The sequence below is a fragment of the Furfurilactobacillus entadae genome (assembly GCF_045862745.1).
Classification (GTDB): domain Bacteria; phylum Bacillota; class Bacilli; order Lactobacillales; family Lactobacillaceae; genus Furfurilactobacillus; species Furfurilactobacillus entadae.
The window spans coordinates 1-14,566 of the sequence record NZ_BQXN01000001.1; the positions used below are offsets into that span (position 1 = coordinate 1).

The following is a 14,566-nucleotide window of genomic DNA, read 5'->3' on the forward strand; positions in this document are numbered from 1 at the left end:
AAGATCAACACGGAACTTACCAGTAACTTTAGGTGGATTGAGCAATCCTTGGCGGCCAAATTCTTCATAGATAGCAACTAAGACACTGAATAGCTGTCCGGCAATGTGATATCTGTTTCGAACAGCAAGTTTTGAATCCGTTCCTGTTAGATACGGTTCAACAGCAATGATTTTAGTTTCAATAGAAATTTTAGTCATAAGAAAACCCCGAAAGTTTGTTTCAACTTTCGGGGTAAAGGTCAAGGTCGCTGCTTTTTTCTTAGTGATTACGCTTTTTAATTACGAATAAGGTTGTGACACCAGCTAAAATGATAATGCCAATGATACTAGTGGTGTATCCAATTGTGCTGGTGCTTGGCAAGCTAGCGTGATGAGTAGTGTTGTTTTTGCTGTTTTGTTGTGCTGAGGTGTTTGATGAACCGTTGCTTGAGGAACTCTCTTTAACCGGTGTAGCAACAATTGAGTGACCATTACTACTTTGTGAATTTGACTGACTAGCAGACGACGATTGGTCGTTAGAGGCTAACCCCAAAGCACAAGCAGCTTGAGCAAGGAACCTTAGAATATATTATACAAATATTACATAAGAAATTGCAGAGTGGCTGATGCAAATTCAAAGTATAAATTGTTGCTTCTTTTTTTAGAAAAAATATGATGTAGTTAATAAAAAGAGGGAGTGAAATGCGGATTACGAAGAGCTGGCTGGTTTTGATTAATTTAGGGATTTTTATTAGAAATTATTGCTTTTGATGCTTTTTTCGGAAAAGCGTAAGCAAATTGCGATTGTACGACAAAAATTGGATTGAGGTGCTTATTATGACTAAAAATGTTTTAGTAAATGGTACGGAAACAAATTTGACATTACCGAATGGTTTTAAAGTGGTTAGTATAGACTATGAGCAACGTAATCAAGAACAAGTAAAAATAATTCGTTATCAAGAAAACGATAAGATTCAATATGATAATGCACACGTTACGCTTGTTTTTGGCAGTGATGAACGATTAATCAGTTATAACAATGTTGCTGTTAACAATAGAAATATTGATACACTTCCTAGTGAATCTGAGGCTCTTAAGATTGCCAGTCAAACATTCAAAAAGATTGATCCACAATATGCAGCCGGGTTAACTTTTATGCGAATTGATCATCTAACAAGATATTTTACAAATGCACAAGGAAATAGAATCGACATTCCTATCGACTGGGTGAAATTTGCACATACGAATGGATCTTATAACTGGGTTTCAGTTGGTCCAGATGGAGTTATTATTGAATTCGAGCGAGAATCATATTGGGATTACTCTGATGGTCGAAGAGCCACAGAGGCATGGAACTATGATGATTGGGTTAAAGCTCGCCGCGGAGAAGGACCTCAATTACCTGCTCCTCAAGCTTTAGCCTGAGTTAGTATATTTTATCTACCATTAGAAATGAAGGAATATTATGAGACTTGTTAATAAACATATTGTGGTCACTGGAGGAACAACAGGCATTGGCTTTGCACTCTCAAAAGCGCTACTGGATAAAGGCAACGACGTGCTGGCTATTGCCTCTAGCGAAGGTAGTATCAAGAAGGCTTTAGCAAAAGAACCTCGCTTAAAATTTTATCAGGCTGACCTGAGCTCCTCTGAGGCACGAGTTAAAATGATGCAACACATGGATACTATTTTTCCAGGTTTTGATGTTCTGATAAACAATGCAGGGATTCAACGTTGGATCAATCTAAAAAACGCTTCTCAAGACTGGAGCTTTTACAGACAAGAACTAAAGCTTGATTTCGATGCACCGGTTCACTTATCAATGTTGGCAATTAGTGCGTTTAAGACAATTTCGGAAGCTGCTATTATTAATATTTCTTCTGGATTGGCTATTACTCCAGGAAGCTGGGTACCTTTATATACGGCGGGAAAGTTTGGAGTGCATGGGTTTACACAATCATTACGCTTGCAGCTAGAGGACACACACATCAAAGTGTTTGAGGTTTTCCCTCCGTCTGTTAACACAGGTTTAGGGGGGCTAGGCAATCATAATCAAGGAGTACTCGTAGACGAGTTTGTTCCTGCGGTAATTGAGAAAATTGAAAGAGATCAATTTGATGTAACGTATGGAACTTCTCATGATCGTTATAATTTAACGCAAGAAGATAAAGATAAGATCACTTTGACTAATTGGCATCGCTTTAAAAATAATCCAAAATTCTTAAAATCATAACTGTTGAATAATAATTGTCTTATCTAATGAGTGTTGGCGATCTTCTAGCGTTGGATCGTAATAAGTTAGGCTCAGGGAAAGAAATTTGAAACTTTACACAAAAAGCGCCGTGCAAGACTCTGAATGGTCTCTTGCGTGACGCTTTTTCATTATATAAAAAATGACATAGGACGTATTCATTTTCATACTTGAATAAGGGATTGCAAGTAGAAGCTTGGGCGTCATTTGCAGAAAGCAAAAATGGTCACTTTACAAATTCTATGCTAAAAGAAGTTGGTTACTAGTCTTGAATCGTAATCGTCATTTTGCTTCAGCAGCGGCATAAGAGAATCCGATCCCAGGGACAAGCAGCCGGCTATTTTTTGGTGATTACGCAAGCGGGCAGGGACCTATTCACCAATCTCTTTAATAACCGTACGAATTTCGCCCTCCTGGTGATAATCACGGGGGAGAACCTGCGAATTATCAATACTCGACGATTTAAAGCGCACCTGTTATTAAGCGGTGGGAGCGCCGTCACGATTGTTGGTGCGTTGGTGCTGGTGTTGTTAGTTAGTTTGAATGTCTTTATTGCCATGATTTCGAGTTCTAGCAGTTCAAATGATTGTGATACAACGGCGGCTTCTGGTGGTACCGCCGCCGGCGTGACCACCGACATGGCCGCTAACGCGAAGACCATCTATGACTATCTGACCCAGCATGGGGCCAATAGCGCGGGGAGTGCCGGGGCGCTTGGAAATATGCAAAGTGAGTCCGGGATTCAGTTTCATCGATTAGAGCGTGACGTGTCAGAAGCGGTCGGTTTAGGTAATCCTGCGGTTGGTTTGGGGATAATGCAGTGGACGGCGACTCGCCATACCAACCTACTGAATTTTGCTAAGGATCACAATAAGAGTTGGGACGACCCAAATGTGCAGTTGGACTTCATGTGGAGTGAAGTCCAAGGCAACGCCACGTATAAGAAAATCTTGGCAGAGACGGACGTCGATCAAGCCGCCAATGATTGGTTGACCAAGGTTGAAGTTCCGGAGAATTTAAACCAGCCCATTCGGGCTCAGCAAGCTGAGTACTGGTACGCCAAACTGGCTGGGAGTGATCCAGTTACCAGTGGGACCATTGATGCCGGAAATACTGCCAATACCAGCACTAGTATAGACAATGATGGTTGTGATGCCGGTGGTGATCAAAATGATGCGGCCGCTAAAGGTGATGATTATCCGAAACAGTACAAAGACGCCGAAAAGGACTCAACAACTGATTCACTTAGTTATTACAACCGTGAGTGCACCTCGTTTGTGGCCTGGCGATTAAAGCACCAAGGCATCGCGGACAATCTGATTGAAAATAACGGTAATGGTGGTGAATGGGCCGCTAATGCCCGTAAAAAAGGCATGCAAGTGGACCACTCCCCTAGCGTGGGTTGTGTCGCTGAATTTGAGACTGGTGATCCCCGGGATCCCGGACACGTGGCCATTGTAGCCGCCGTCAAAGGCTCAAAGGTTGATCTGGAAGAATATAACTGGGCGACGGCTTCGACACCAGATGGTGACGGTAGTTACCATACCCGCACCATCGATGCTAAAGACGCGTCCAACTATTTACATTTCAAGAAATGAGGCAAAAAAATGAATCAAACCAGCAGTAAACAAGCTTGGCAGTTGGGGATCCTCGTGGTGGTCGCCCTGGGCCTTGGTTTTGTGGGTGGCAACCTATTTACAAAACATGTTCAGCACCCGCGGGTGGTCACTAAGACAGTGACGCGAAAACAAATCGTCCACGAACCCGCAAAGGCCCAGACATCAAGAGACGTGACGGTGCCTGAGGCAACCTTAACTGACCGCGCTACTAAATTAGTTAATGCGGCGTATAGCTACAGTACAAACAGTTATGCGGATCGCCCAAAAGCAGTTGGGCAGTATGGTAATCAAGTGGTCGTAACGGCGTTTACTGGACCTGCAGATCAGCGTAAGCAAAACGCCAAGGTTCAACAAACAACCAGCATCAACTCCACGGTGCAGGACGTGCATGTCTATCAGGGGGCAAAAGACGCTAATGGCAATCTAACCGCGAAGGTCTTTACGACGTACACGGTCACCTCTTCGCAATTTGACAATGGTGAACGTAAAGCTACATCAGTGTATGACTTAACGTTTAACGTTAAACAGCAGAAATTTACCCAAGCCAAATTTAACGGATCATTGGCGAAATAAGGCAAATGCTCCAAAAAAAGCAGGTCGCAATCATTTAATGATTTGACGTTTACCCAAAAAGTTGGAACTAAATAGTTTTGTTAATTAGGCAGTTAATTGCGCTCGAAATCGAGTGGTGATTGACCGCCTAATTTTATTTGAATTCGCTTTTGATTGTAATAATTAATCCAGGAATTGATTGCTTTGGTTAGCTCTGAGGCGTTTGCGTATTGCTGTAAACTACCGATTTCAACTTTTGATTTATCAAAGACAGTCTCACATGCTGCATTGTCTAAACAAGTCGCTCGTCGAGACATACTTTGCCGGATATGCATTTGTTTGAGTAGCTTTCTCCATGCTCGATGCTGGTATTGCCAGCGTTAATCCTGGCGACACTGCTCACAGCTTGTTCGTCAGGCTCAAAAGCTGGTCAGGCGTCTCAATCAAACGGGGACGCAGTTACGGTTCAATCGGGGACCTATGTAAAACCAGATCAGGAAGCAGCGCCAACCAAAGGCCATGGTTACTTAGCCTTAAAAGTTAAGATTAAGAACAACGGTCAAAAGCAAACGTTGATGGATACCGACATGGTGTTACGTGATTCAAAAAATAATAAAGTTAAGACCACGATGGTTTTGGGTGACGGTAACGAATTTTCAACAATTTCTGATGAAAAAATTGCCCACGGTGACTCAACCACCGGTTACATTGTTTTCAACATTGATAAAAGTCAGAAATACACGCTTGAAGTAACGCCACAAACGGAGAGTGATAAGGACGAACCATCCACGAAGGTGGCAATTGATCCAAAGAAGTATTCTGATAAAACGGATCAGCCACGTCAAGCATTAGACGCATACATTTCAGAAGTCTTCTTAAATAAAAAGAATTTAAACTATGACAAATTAGTGGCCAATAACGCGACGACTGACAAGCAACAGTACCAAAGCGCAACCCGGAAATTCCTAGAAGAATCATTTGATGATTCAACAACAGATGAAGCTGCTAACAAGATGATCAGCGAAATTCAGGACGTTAAGAGTAAGAAATCACGGGTAAAATATGCAGTCAAGTCGGTCACACCGACAAGTGCTGAAATCACAGTCACACCGATTGTTCTTAAGCTAACATCATTGTCAGATGTTGTTAACGACGTTGAAGACTCAGCACAGGATGCTGCTGACGAAGATGATGATCCAGATGATGTTGATTTAGGGGCAAAGAACGCCGTTTATGAAAAGTTCCCAGAATTATTGGCAAAACTGCCAATCCGCCAAACCGATGATGTTGATATTAAGATGACGAAGGTTGACGGAAAGTGGAAGTTTGATACATCCGATGATGAATTTAAGTTACTGATAGGTGATTACACCGGCGAAGCTTATTAATGAGCGCCGACGAGGAGAAAGAGGATGGAAATTTTATTAGGCGGCCTGGGGATTCTAATTATCCTGATTATCGTTATCTTGTTAATTAGCTACCGAAAGGCTGGCCCCAATGAAGTGCTGGTGATTACCGGTGGTGCACTCCGCGGACCGTTTGTTCAGGGCAATGAGATTACCCACTCACGGGTTAAAATTGTGAAGGGTGGCGGGGTCTTCGTCATTCCCATTATTCAACAAGCACAAGTGCAAACGTTGGACACGTTTAACATTGATGTCACGGTCGATAACATTATGACGAGTAGCATGGTTCCCGTTAATGCGAGTGCCAATGCGGTGTTGCGGGTTAGCTCAGACCCGGAACTGATTGCGGTCGCTGCGGAAAAGACACTGGGATTAGACGCGCAGGAACGCGATGCCCAAATGACCGAAATTGTTAAGGGTAGCCTGCGTGAGGTCCTAAGTGCGTTAACGCCGAAAGAGGCCAATAACCGTTCGGACTTCCAAAACAAGGTTCGTGATTCGATTGTTTCAACGTTTGAAACGCTCGGACTAGAAATTACGAATTTGCAGATCACCAGTATTAATGATAATAACGGCTATTATGAAAATTTGGCCGCTCAAGAAATTGCGGATAAGCAGGCCAGAGCTGAAAAGGCAAAGGCTGAGGCGGACCGGGTAGCTCGTTTAGCCCGCGCCGAAAACGATCAGGAGGCTAAAAAGGCCGAGCTACAAGCAGATCAGGCGATTGCCGAAAATTAACGAAATACTGATATCGCAAAGGCGCAGTATAACGCGCAGTATAACGCGCAGGTTCAGGCTGAAAAGGCGAAGGCAGACCAAGCGTATGCATTAAACCAAGCTCAGGCAGAGCAAGCGGTTAAGGAAGCACAAATTATTGTGCGGCAAAAGGAACTAGAGGGAACTCAGGTTGCTGAGCAGGAAGCCAAGGCGAAGGTGATTCGGAGTCAGGCAACGGCGGATGCGTTCGCTACGGAAACGCAGGCAGAAGCCAATGCTAAACAGATTCGCATTGAAGGAACTGCACGTGCTGAGGCACAAACACGGTTAGCGGCGGCCTTTGCGGATCATGGCCAAGAGTTATTGGCACAAGCAGTCATTGAGCACTTGCCAACGATGGCTGGTCAATTTGCCACTGCCATCGGGAACATTGATCAGTTGACAGTGTTTGATGGTGCGGACGGCGTGACCAACCAGGCGAATGCCGGGTTGGCGGAAACACTGACGTTTATCAAACAGGCAACTGGTGTCGATATTACAGATGTGATCAACCAGCGCGCCAAAGGCATGACAACGGTCACCGGTAAATTGCCAGTGGAACTGCAACAAGCGGCAGACAAGCTTGTTAAACCGCTGAAGGGTAACGAGCAACACGAGTAAAATTCAATGATGTTCAAAGAGAGGACTGGTTATTAGAACCGGTCCTCTTTTTATATGGGACTAAATGTGGCTGAAAATGGTGTCTGACGGCGTTTTTTGGTAAAATAGAATCATTAAAATAACGGAAAGAGACGGCCTTATGAGTGAACAATTAGAATTATCAACCACGAAGAAATTACTATTGATTGATGGAAACAGTGTGGCCTTTCGGGCGTTCTTTGCGCTCCACCAACAGCTGGATCGGTTCACCAATCATGATGGCCTGCATACAAATGCACTCTATGCGTTTAAAACGATGCTTGATAAGGTTATCAAAGCGGTCAATCCAGATAAGGCATTGGTTGCGTTTGATGCCGGAAAGACGACTTTTCGGACCGGGAAATTTGCCGATTACAAGGGCGGTCGCTCAAAAACACCGGAAGAATTATCGGAACAATTTCCTTATCTACGCGATCTATTAACGGGTTACGGGATTAAAAGTTATGATTTGAAAGATTGGGAAGCCGACGACATTATCGGGACCATGGCTCGTGAAGGTGAGCAGGCCGGTTACCAAGTGATCATTGTGACCGGGGACCGTGATTTGACCCAGCTGGCGACAGCCCAAACAACGGTGGCCATTACCCAAAAAGGGGTAAGTGAAATTGAATACTATACCCCCGCTCATGTTCAGGAAAAGTATGGTTTGGAACCACAGCAAATCATCGATATGAAGGGGCTAACGGGTGACACGTCAGATAATTATCCTGGGGTGACTAAGGTCGGCGAAAAGACAGCCCTAAAGTTGCTTAGTCAGTACGACAGTATTGAGGGCATCTATGAGCACATGGATGAGATTAAGCAAAGCAAAATGAAGGAACACTTGATTGAGGATCACGATCAAGCGTTACTTAGTAAGGATTTAGCAACCATTCGGACAGATGCGCCGATTGCCATTCATCTGGATGAAATTGATTATGTCGGTCCAGATATCGAAAAATTAATTGCGTTTTATCAGAAAATGGATTTCAAAAACTTCCTCAACCAACTTCAAAATGCGGGGCTTGATCCCGATTTGGATGAAGGGTCTACACTGCAACCCGTTAAATGGACTGAGTTAACCAGTGCCAACCTCGAGTTAGTCGATCAGTTTACGGATGAAGTCAGCTTTTTCCTTGAAATGCCAGATGAGAATTATCATTTGAGTTCGTTTGCAGGGTTTGGATTAAGTGACGGGAACCAAACACTTGTTAGTCGTGAAGTGGACCTTTTGCAAACGCCTGAACTCAAAACGTTGATGAGTCAGGTGGCCCTTAAAAAGAATGTGTTTAATGCAAAAGCCCAGTATGTCGGCCTGGCTCGTCTTGGCGTTGACTTACAGGGTGTTGATTTTGACTTGTTACTCGTGTCTTACTTGTTAGATACAAATGATAATTCAAATGACTTGGGCAGCTTAGCACAGCAACACGGGTACACCCAGGTTGAAACAGACGAAGTTGTGTACGGTAAAGGGGCAAAACGGGCGTTACCAGATGATGATCAGGTCTTTTATGACCATCTCGCCCGCAAGACACTTGCCATTCAAAACTTACATGATCAGTTGTTCCATGAACTGGATGACAACGAACAGCGTGATTTGTACACGAACATTGAATTGCCGCTGACGTTTGTGTTGGCTGACATGGAACTGGCCGGTGTCTATGTTGATACGGATCAGTTGATTAACATGCGTGAGAAGTTCAAGGAACAACTGGCGACACTCCAACAAAGCATCTACAATGCGGCCGGTGAAGAATTCAACATTAATTCCACCAAGCAGTTAGGTGAGATCCTGTTTGAAAAGATGAAGTTACCGGTCATCAAGAAAACCAAAACGGGTTACTCAACGTCAGTGGATGTGTTGAAACAACTAGCCCCACAAGCACCAATTGTGGAAGATATTTTGGCATACCGTGGCTTGGCTAAATTGCAGTCCACGTACATTGAAGGACTGCTAAAAGTGGTTCACAGCCGTGATCACAAGGTGCATACCCGTTATTTACAAACACTAACGCAAACAGGGCGGCTCTCTTCAGTTGATCCTAATTTACAAAACATTCCAATTCAAACGCAACAGGGCCGGGAAATCAGAAAGGCGTTTGTACCGAGTCACGAAGGCTGGGAAATCTTTTCTTCAGATTATTCGCAAATTGAATTGCGGGTGTTGGCACACATTACCGGTGACGCCAACTTACAGGAAGCGTTCCGCGAGGATGAAGATATTCATGCAGCGACGGCTCGCCGAATCTTTGGTCTTACGAACAATGATGAGGTCACGCCACTGATGCGGCGTCAGGCTAAGGCCACCAACTTCGGAATTGTGTACGGGATCAGTGACTTTGGTTTGGCCCAAAACCTTGGTTTATCCCGAAATGAGGCCAAGCAATTTATTGACACGTACTTCCGGGAATATCCTGATGTTAAACGTTACACTGAGGAAATTGTGGAACGGGCGAAGGATCAAGGCTACGTGGAGACGATTACGCACCGGCGGCGGTACCTTCCTGAAATCAATTCAAGCAACTTTAACCGGCGATCGTTTGCGGCAAGAACGGCAATGAACACGCCAATTCAAGGTTCTGCGGCTGACATCATTAAGATTGCAATGATTAACATGCAACAAGCGTTAGCGGACGCAGGGTTGCAGGCAACGATGCTCCTTCAGATCCATGATGAATTGGTGTTTGAAGCGCCGCTTGAAGAAATTCCGACACTGGAAAAGTTGGTCCCAAGTGTGATGGACTCGGCCGTGAAACTGGCCATTCCGTTGAAGGTTGAAAGTGCACACGGACAGTCATGGTACGAAGCAAAATAGTGACAAACTAAAGGGTGGAGGCAGAAACAATGCCAGAATTACCAGAGGTTGAAACGGTCCGGCGGGGCCTAACAAAAATGGTGGTTGGTAAGACCATCACAAAAATTGATGTTTTTTACGATAAGATGATTTTAAACGGGGTTTCTGACTTCAAAAAGCGGCTGACAGGTCAACAAATTCTCCGGGTCGATCGGCGGGGCAAGTACCTTCTGTTTCGCTTTACTGATGACCTAACGATGGTGTCCCACTTGCGGATGGAAGGGAAATATTTTGGGGCACCCGCGGGGACACCAGTGGATAAACATACGCACGTTATTTTCCATTTGGATGATGGGCAGGAATTATGCTACAACGACACCCGTAAGTTTGGGCGCATGATCGTGATTCATACCGGTGACGAAGACACTGTGGGGGGCTTGAAATCATTGGGGCCAGAACCCACACCAGAAACGTTGACCGTTGATTATTTAGTGGCGAAGGCCGCTAAAAGTCGTAAAGCCGTCAAAACGTGGCTTTTGGATCAGCAAAATGTTGCCGGGCTTGGCAACATTTATTGCGATGAAGTGTTATGGCTGAGCAAAATTCATCCCGAACAACCCACGAATTCATTAACGCGTTCACAATGGGCAAGCCTGCGTGAAAACATCTTTGCCGAATTACAATTAGCAATCGATCATCATGGGACCACCGTTTTCACGTACAGTGCATTTGGTCATGCTGGTGAATTTCAAAACGAGCTGCATGCGTACGGCCATGTGGGGGAACCCTGTGAACGGTGCGGCACCGAAATGGTCAAGATTAAAGTTGGCGAGCGGGGGACAACATTTTGTCCCAAGGAGCAAGTGCTGACGGTTAATGGGGCGCCTGTAAAGAAGGCCGGCCAATGACAATTATCATTGGTTTAACGGGTGGAATCGCGAGTGGCAAATCCACCGTTTCGAAGATGCTCGCGGCGCAACACTTGCCAATTGTTGACGCAGACCAGGTGGCTCATGAGGTGGTTGCGTCCAACACGCCGACCTTAGCACAGTTAGTGAAAACGTTTGGCAAGGAAATTTTGACAACCACTGGGACTTTGAATCGCCGGCGGTTGGGCCAACTGGTCTTCGCGGATCCAGAAAAAATGACACAGTTAAATGCCATCATTCAACCCGTCATTCGGACTGCGATAAAGGGGCAGTTGGCGCGGCTAACAGCGGATAAGTCACCAATTATTGTCCTTGATGCACCGCTACTACTTGAGCAACATTATGAGGCAGAGGTTGATTTGGTCGTGGTGGTTAACGTACCGCGGTCCATCCAATTACAGCGGTTGATGGCCCGTGATCAGTTAACGACCAGTGAGGCGACACGACGAATCATGAGTCAGCAACCATTGGCTGAGAAGGTTCAACAAGCTGACTTTGTGATCGATAATTCGGGGAGTGTTGAAGCAACCCGTTTACAAGTGGTAAAATTGCTGGACAAAGTCCGCCAACCCGGGGATTAAGCGAGAAACATAAAGGAGCACATAATTATGCAGTGTCCACATTGTCATCATAACGACACACGGGTTGTTGATAGTCGACCAACGGCTGAAGGACAAGCAATCCGGCGGCGCCGTGAATGTGAAAAGTGTGGTTTTCGCTTCACCACGTTTGAACGTGTTGAGGCAACACCATTATTAGTGATTAAAAAGGATGGAACCCGTGAGGAATTTAGTCGGGACAAAATTTTGCGTGGTGTCATTCGCTCAGCCGAAAAGCGGCCGGTGACCATGCAACAAATGAACGAAGTGGTTGAACGTGTGGACGGGAAGGTTCGCGCGTTAGGTGAAAATGAAGTCTCCAGTCAGTTGATCGGTGAATATGTTATGGATGACCTGGTCAATGTGGACGAAATTGCCTACATTCGGTTCGCCAGTGTTTACCGTCAGTTTAAAGACATGACGGTCTTTCTAAACGAAATGAAAGAAATGGTTGACCGGGATAAACGGTTAAAGAAAAAATCGTAATGTAAAAGAGGAGGGCACGATGACGAATTCAGCACCAGTGACAACGCCGCGATCAGGGCTGATCGTGACCGTGCCACAGCACCAGGCGTTTGACCAAGAAAGCTGGCAGTGGTTGTATTTGCCGGTCCTCGGGGCGGACGCCTTTGCCGTCTATGATGGGCTAAAGACATTCAGGACTGATCGGCCGCAATTATCGACCCGGCGGTTGCATAGTGAGCTACTTGGATGGCTCAACATGGACCTCCCAACGTTTATTGCGGCCCGACGGCGGTTAGAGGCGTTAGGCCTGTTAGAAACGTTGTACCAAACGGATGCTGTTGGTGATGTTTATGTATATCAACTTCAGTTGCCACTTTCTGCCCAGGCTTTTTTTGCGGACGATTTGTTAAGCATTTTGTTATTACAATTGGTTGGACAGCCGCGGTACGACACCGTTCTTGATCACTTCGATCAACCAATGTTTGACGTTAGCCACCTGACCAACGTTTCGGCGGATTTTTTGGAAGTTTATCACATTAATGAACAGCAACTCGCTAATCGGCCTGCGCAATTAACGGCACCGATGACGGCTGCGGCGCTGAAACAGACCGGGACGCCAGCGATTGATTTTTCATTATTAGCAAACTATCTAAAACCAGAATATGTCGATGTTGACTCTGTTCTCGCTGAGCACGAACTGCTGACGGCTGAGGCCCAACTGTATGGTTTTACTGAGCGAGAATTGGCGAACCACATCGTTAAGGCAACGAGTGTCACGACCAACCGCTTTGATCCAGAACGATTTAAGCGGTTGGTGGCCGGCAGTTTTCAAATGGAACAGCAGTCCAGTGGTTCGTCACAGGCTGATCAGGCGAGTGTTGCGGCAGCACCAGTTACTGCTAGTGCAAGTGCGCCAGCGACTGTGGACGCCCAGACTGCTGGTTTGTTAGCGGCCGCCAAGGCTTATGCACCAGCAGATTTTCTAGCGGCGTTGAAGCAAGAAAAAAATCAGTACGTGACGGATAATGAGCAGCGTGTCCTTTCTAAACTAATGGAGCGCCATTTGTTTGCACCAAGTGTTGTGAACATGCTGATTTATTATCTGATCAATGATCAGGATCAAAACGTGCTGTACCAAAACAGTGTGGATCGCATTGGTAATGACTGGTCGAAGGTAAAGGTGCAAACACCAGAACAAGCGGTAACGCACATGCGTGAGTTTGCAACGGCACAAGAACAGCGCCGGATTCAGCGGCAAACGGGCCGTGGTGGGCAGACCGTTTCACGGGAGCAACTTCCGGATTGGAACGAACAGGCTTCATCATCAGCGGCCACCCAGCCAGCCTCGCAAACCAGTGATGACATTGCCCGGTTACGTAGTCAAATTCAGCAGGCAAAACAAGAACAGGAGGATCAATAATTATGCAAGATCTTGGTAAATCAATGCGCGAATTACTTGATCGTCAAAACCTCAATTCGGATTATCAGCAGCTGATTGCAAAGGCTGTGAATGATCCTGATGTGCAGGCATTTATTACTGAACATCAGTCAGAATTAGCGGAAGATGTTCTGGAAAAAAACGGGTCGAAGCTGTATGAATATGTGAGTCAACGGGATAAACTTGCTGCAGGCCAGCAGGTGTTTGCCCCGGGATATGAACCCAAGTTGGTCATTAGTGACCATTACATTGAAGTGACGTATGAACCAACGGAAGCAACGCTATTGAACCAGAAGCGAGCTCTCCTTAAAAAGCGGGTCCATGCCGTTTCGATGCCAAAGATGATTGAACGGGCTTCCTTTAACGACTACGATGTGGCCGGAGAAGAAGCACAGCGGAGCGTTGCTTTGCGTGAGGCCATGCAGTTTGTGGCGGACTATGCGCGTCATCCACATGAGTTTTATCAAGGCCTTTACTTATACGGGAACTTTGGGGTCGGAAAAACTTACTTGTTAGGTGCGATTGCTAATGAACTGGCAACGTTAGGGTATCAGAGCACACTGGTCCATTTTCCGAGCTTTGCTGTCGAAATGAAGAACTCCATTGGTGAAAACTCAGTGGCCAAAAAGGTTGAGGCCATTAAACAGGCGCCAATTCTCATGATTGATGATATCGGTGCGGACTCCATGAGCTCTTGGGTCCGTGATGAGGTGTTGGGGGTCATTTTGGAATACCGGATGCAGGAAGAATTACCGACATTCTTCACATCGAATTTCTCCATGCAGTTGTTGGCGGACCAACATTTATCTGTCAACCAACGGGGAGAACGTGAGGACGTGAAGGCGGCACGGTTAATGCAACGAATCCATTTTCTGAGTCGTGAAGTGGTGGTGACCGGACCAAATCGACGGCCACAATAAAAATTTAATTAGAATACCGCCATTTCTGGATGAAATGGCGGTATTTTTGGTTCCAATTGAGGTAAAAATTCACGTTTTACTGATAAAAACACCAAATCTGGCAAGAAACGTTCTGCTTTTGATGGGTTTTAACATAATTTACGTGAATTAGTTCGTGATTTTTGAATTTGTGTTCGTGTTTTACATTTTTCTTCAATGGTGATACGATGTTATTCGTTC

At 45.4% G+C, this 14,566-nt stretch carries 14 protein-coding genes and 3 pseudogenes; 13 read left to right on the top strand and 4 right to left on the bottom strand.

What is annotated here, in order from left to right; translation table 11 throughout:
- A pseudogene (locus tag ACKTR5_RS00005) lies at positions 1-198 on the bottom strand (hypothetical protein); the annotation flags it as partial.
- A 61-nt stretch (positions 199-259) separates the two neighbouring features.
- On the bottom strand, positions 260-532 hold the full coding sequence (locus ACKTR5_RS00010; protein WP_407878163.1) for an LPXTG cell wall anchor domain-containing protein: 273 nt from the start codon (positions 530-532) through the stop codon (positions 260-262).
- 284 nt (positions 533-816) lie between these two features.
- Here ACKTR5_RS00010 and ACKTR5_RS00015 point away from each other — a divergent pair, with 284 nt between their 5' ends.
- Positions 817-1,404: a hypothetical protein gene (locus ACKTR5_RS00015; RefSeq protein ID WP_407878164.1), complete on the top strand. Its 588-nt coding sequence runs from the start codon at positions 817-819 to the stop codon at positions 1,402-1,404.
- A 40-nt stretch (positions 1,405-1,444) separates the two neighbouring features.
- Positions 1,445-2,212 (top strand): SDR family NAD(P)-dependent oxidoreductase, encoded by a 768-nt coding sequence (locus ACKTR5_RS00020; RefSeq protein WP_407878165.1) that lies wholly within the window; start codon positions 1,445-1,447, stop codon positions 2,210-2,212.
- A gap of 306 nt (positions 2,213-2,518) precedes the next feature.
- Here ACKTR5_RS00020 and ACKTR5_RS00025 read toward each other — a convergent pair.
- Positions 2,519-2,685, bottom strand: a pseudogene (locus tag ACKTR5_RS00025) (DinB/UmuC family translesion DNA polymerase); the annotation flags it as partial.
- 183 nt (positions 2,686-2,868) lie between these two features.
- Between ACKTR5_RS00025 and ACKTR5_RS00030 the strand changes: the two are divergent.
- Together ACKTR5_RS00030 and ACKTR5_RS00035 are read left to right on the top strand one after the other, a co-directional pair.
- The gene (locus tag ACKTR5_RS00030; RefSeq protein ID WP_407878464.1) at positions 2,869-3,828 is read left to right on the top strand and encodes a phage tail tip lysozyme; all 960 of its coding nucleotides are present in this window, start codon (positions 2,869-2,871) and stop codon (positions 3,826-3,828) included.
- A 9-nt stretch (positions 3,829-3,837) separates the two neighbouring features.
- Entirely contained in the window at positions 3,838-4,422 is a 585-nt protein-coding gene (locus ACKTR5_RS00035) for a hypothetical protein (protein WP_407878166.1), read from the top strand.
- A 92-nt stretch (positions 4,423-4,514) separates the two neighbouring features.
- Here ACKTR5_RS00035 and ACKTR5_RS00040 read toward each other — a convergent pair.
- Positions 4,515-4,778: pseudogene (locus ACKTR5_RS00040) on the bottom strand (IS3 family transposase); the annotation flags it as partial.
- Between ACKTR5_RS00040 and ACKTR5_RS00045 the strand changes: the two are divergent.
- From ACKTR5_RS00045 to dnaI, 9 genes are all read left to right on the top strand, one after another.
- Positions 4,764-5,789, top strand: coding sequence for a DUF5105 domain-containing protein (locus ACKTR5_RS00045; protein WP_407878167.1), 1,026 nt, complete (start codon positions 4,764-4,766; stop codon positions 5,787-5,789). The pseudogene ACKTR5_RS00040 and the gene ACKTR5_RS00045 sit on opposite strands and share 15 nt — an antisense overlap.
- Before the next feature lie 24 nt (positions 5,790-5,813).
- Positions 5,814-6,545, top strand: coding sequence for a flotillin family protein (locus ACKTR5_RS00050; protein WP_407878168.1), 732 nt, complete (start codon positions 5,814-5,816; stop codon positions 6,543-6,545).
- A 138-nt stretch (positions 6,546-6,683) separates the two neighbouring features.
- Entirely contained in the window at positions 6,684-7,184 is a 501-nt protein-coding gene (locus ACKTR5_RS00055) for a flotillin family protein (protein WP_407878169.1), read from the top strand.
- 139 nt (positions 7,185-7,323) lie between these two features.
- A complete protein-coding gene (gene polA, locus ACKTR5_RS00060; protein ID WP_407878170.1) occupies positions 7,324-10,017 on the top strand; it encodes a DNA polymerase I in 2,694 nt (897 codons plus the stop codon).
- 29 nt (positions 10,018-10,046) lie between these two features.
- On the top strand, positions 10,047-10,904 hold the full coding sequence (gene mutM / locus ACKTR5_RS00065; protein WP_407878171.1) for a DNA-formamidopyrimidine glycosylase: 858 nt from the start codon (positions 10,047-10,049) through the stop codon (positions 10,902-10,904).
- A complete protein-coding gene (gene coaE / locus ACKTR5_RS00070; protein WP_407878172.1) occupies positions 10,901-11,506 on the top strand; it encodes a dephospho-CoA kinase in 606 nt (201 codons plus the stop codon). The genes mutM and coaE overlap by 4 nt, the downstream gene beginning before the upstream one ends.
- A gap of 27 nt (positions 11,507-11,533) precedes the next feature.
- Positions 11,534-12,010 (top strand): transcriptional regulator NrdR, encoded by a 477-nt coding sequence (gene nrdR / locus ACKTR5_RS00075; protein ID WP_407878173.1) that lies wholly within the window; start codon positions 11,534-11,536, stop codon positions 12,008-12,010.
- Between the two features lie 19 nt (positions 12,011-12,029).
- The gene (locus ACKTR5_RS00080; RefSeq protein WP_407878174.1) at positions 12,030-13,409 is read left to right on the top strand and encodes a DnaD domain protein; all 1,380 of its coding nucleotides are present in this window, start codon (positions 12,030-12,032) and stop codon (positions 13,407-13,409) included.
- Positions 13,410-13,411: 2 nt separating this feature from the next.
- Complete coding sequence (gene dnaI / locus ACKTR5_RS00085) at positions 13,412-14,347, top strand: primosomal protein DnaI (RefSeq protein WP_407878175.1); 936 nt, start codon at positions 13,412-13,414, stop codon at positions 14,345-14,347.
- Positions 14,348-14,566 lie beyond the last annotated feature (219 nt).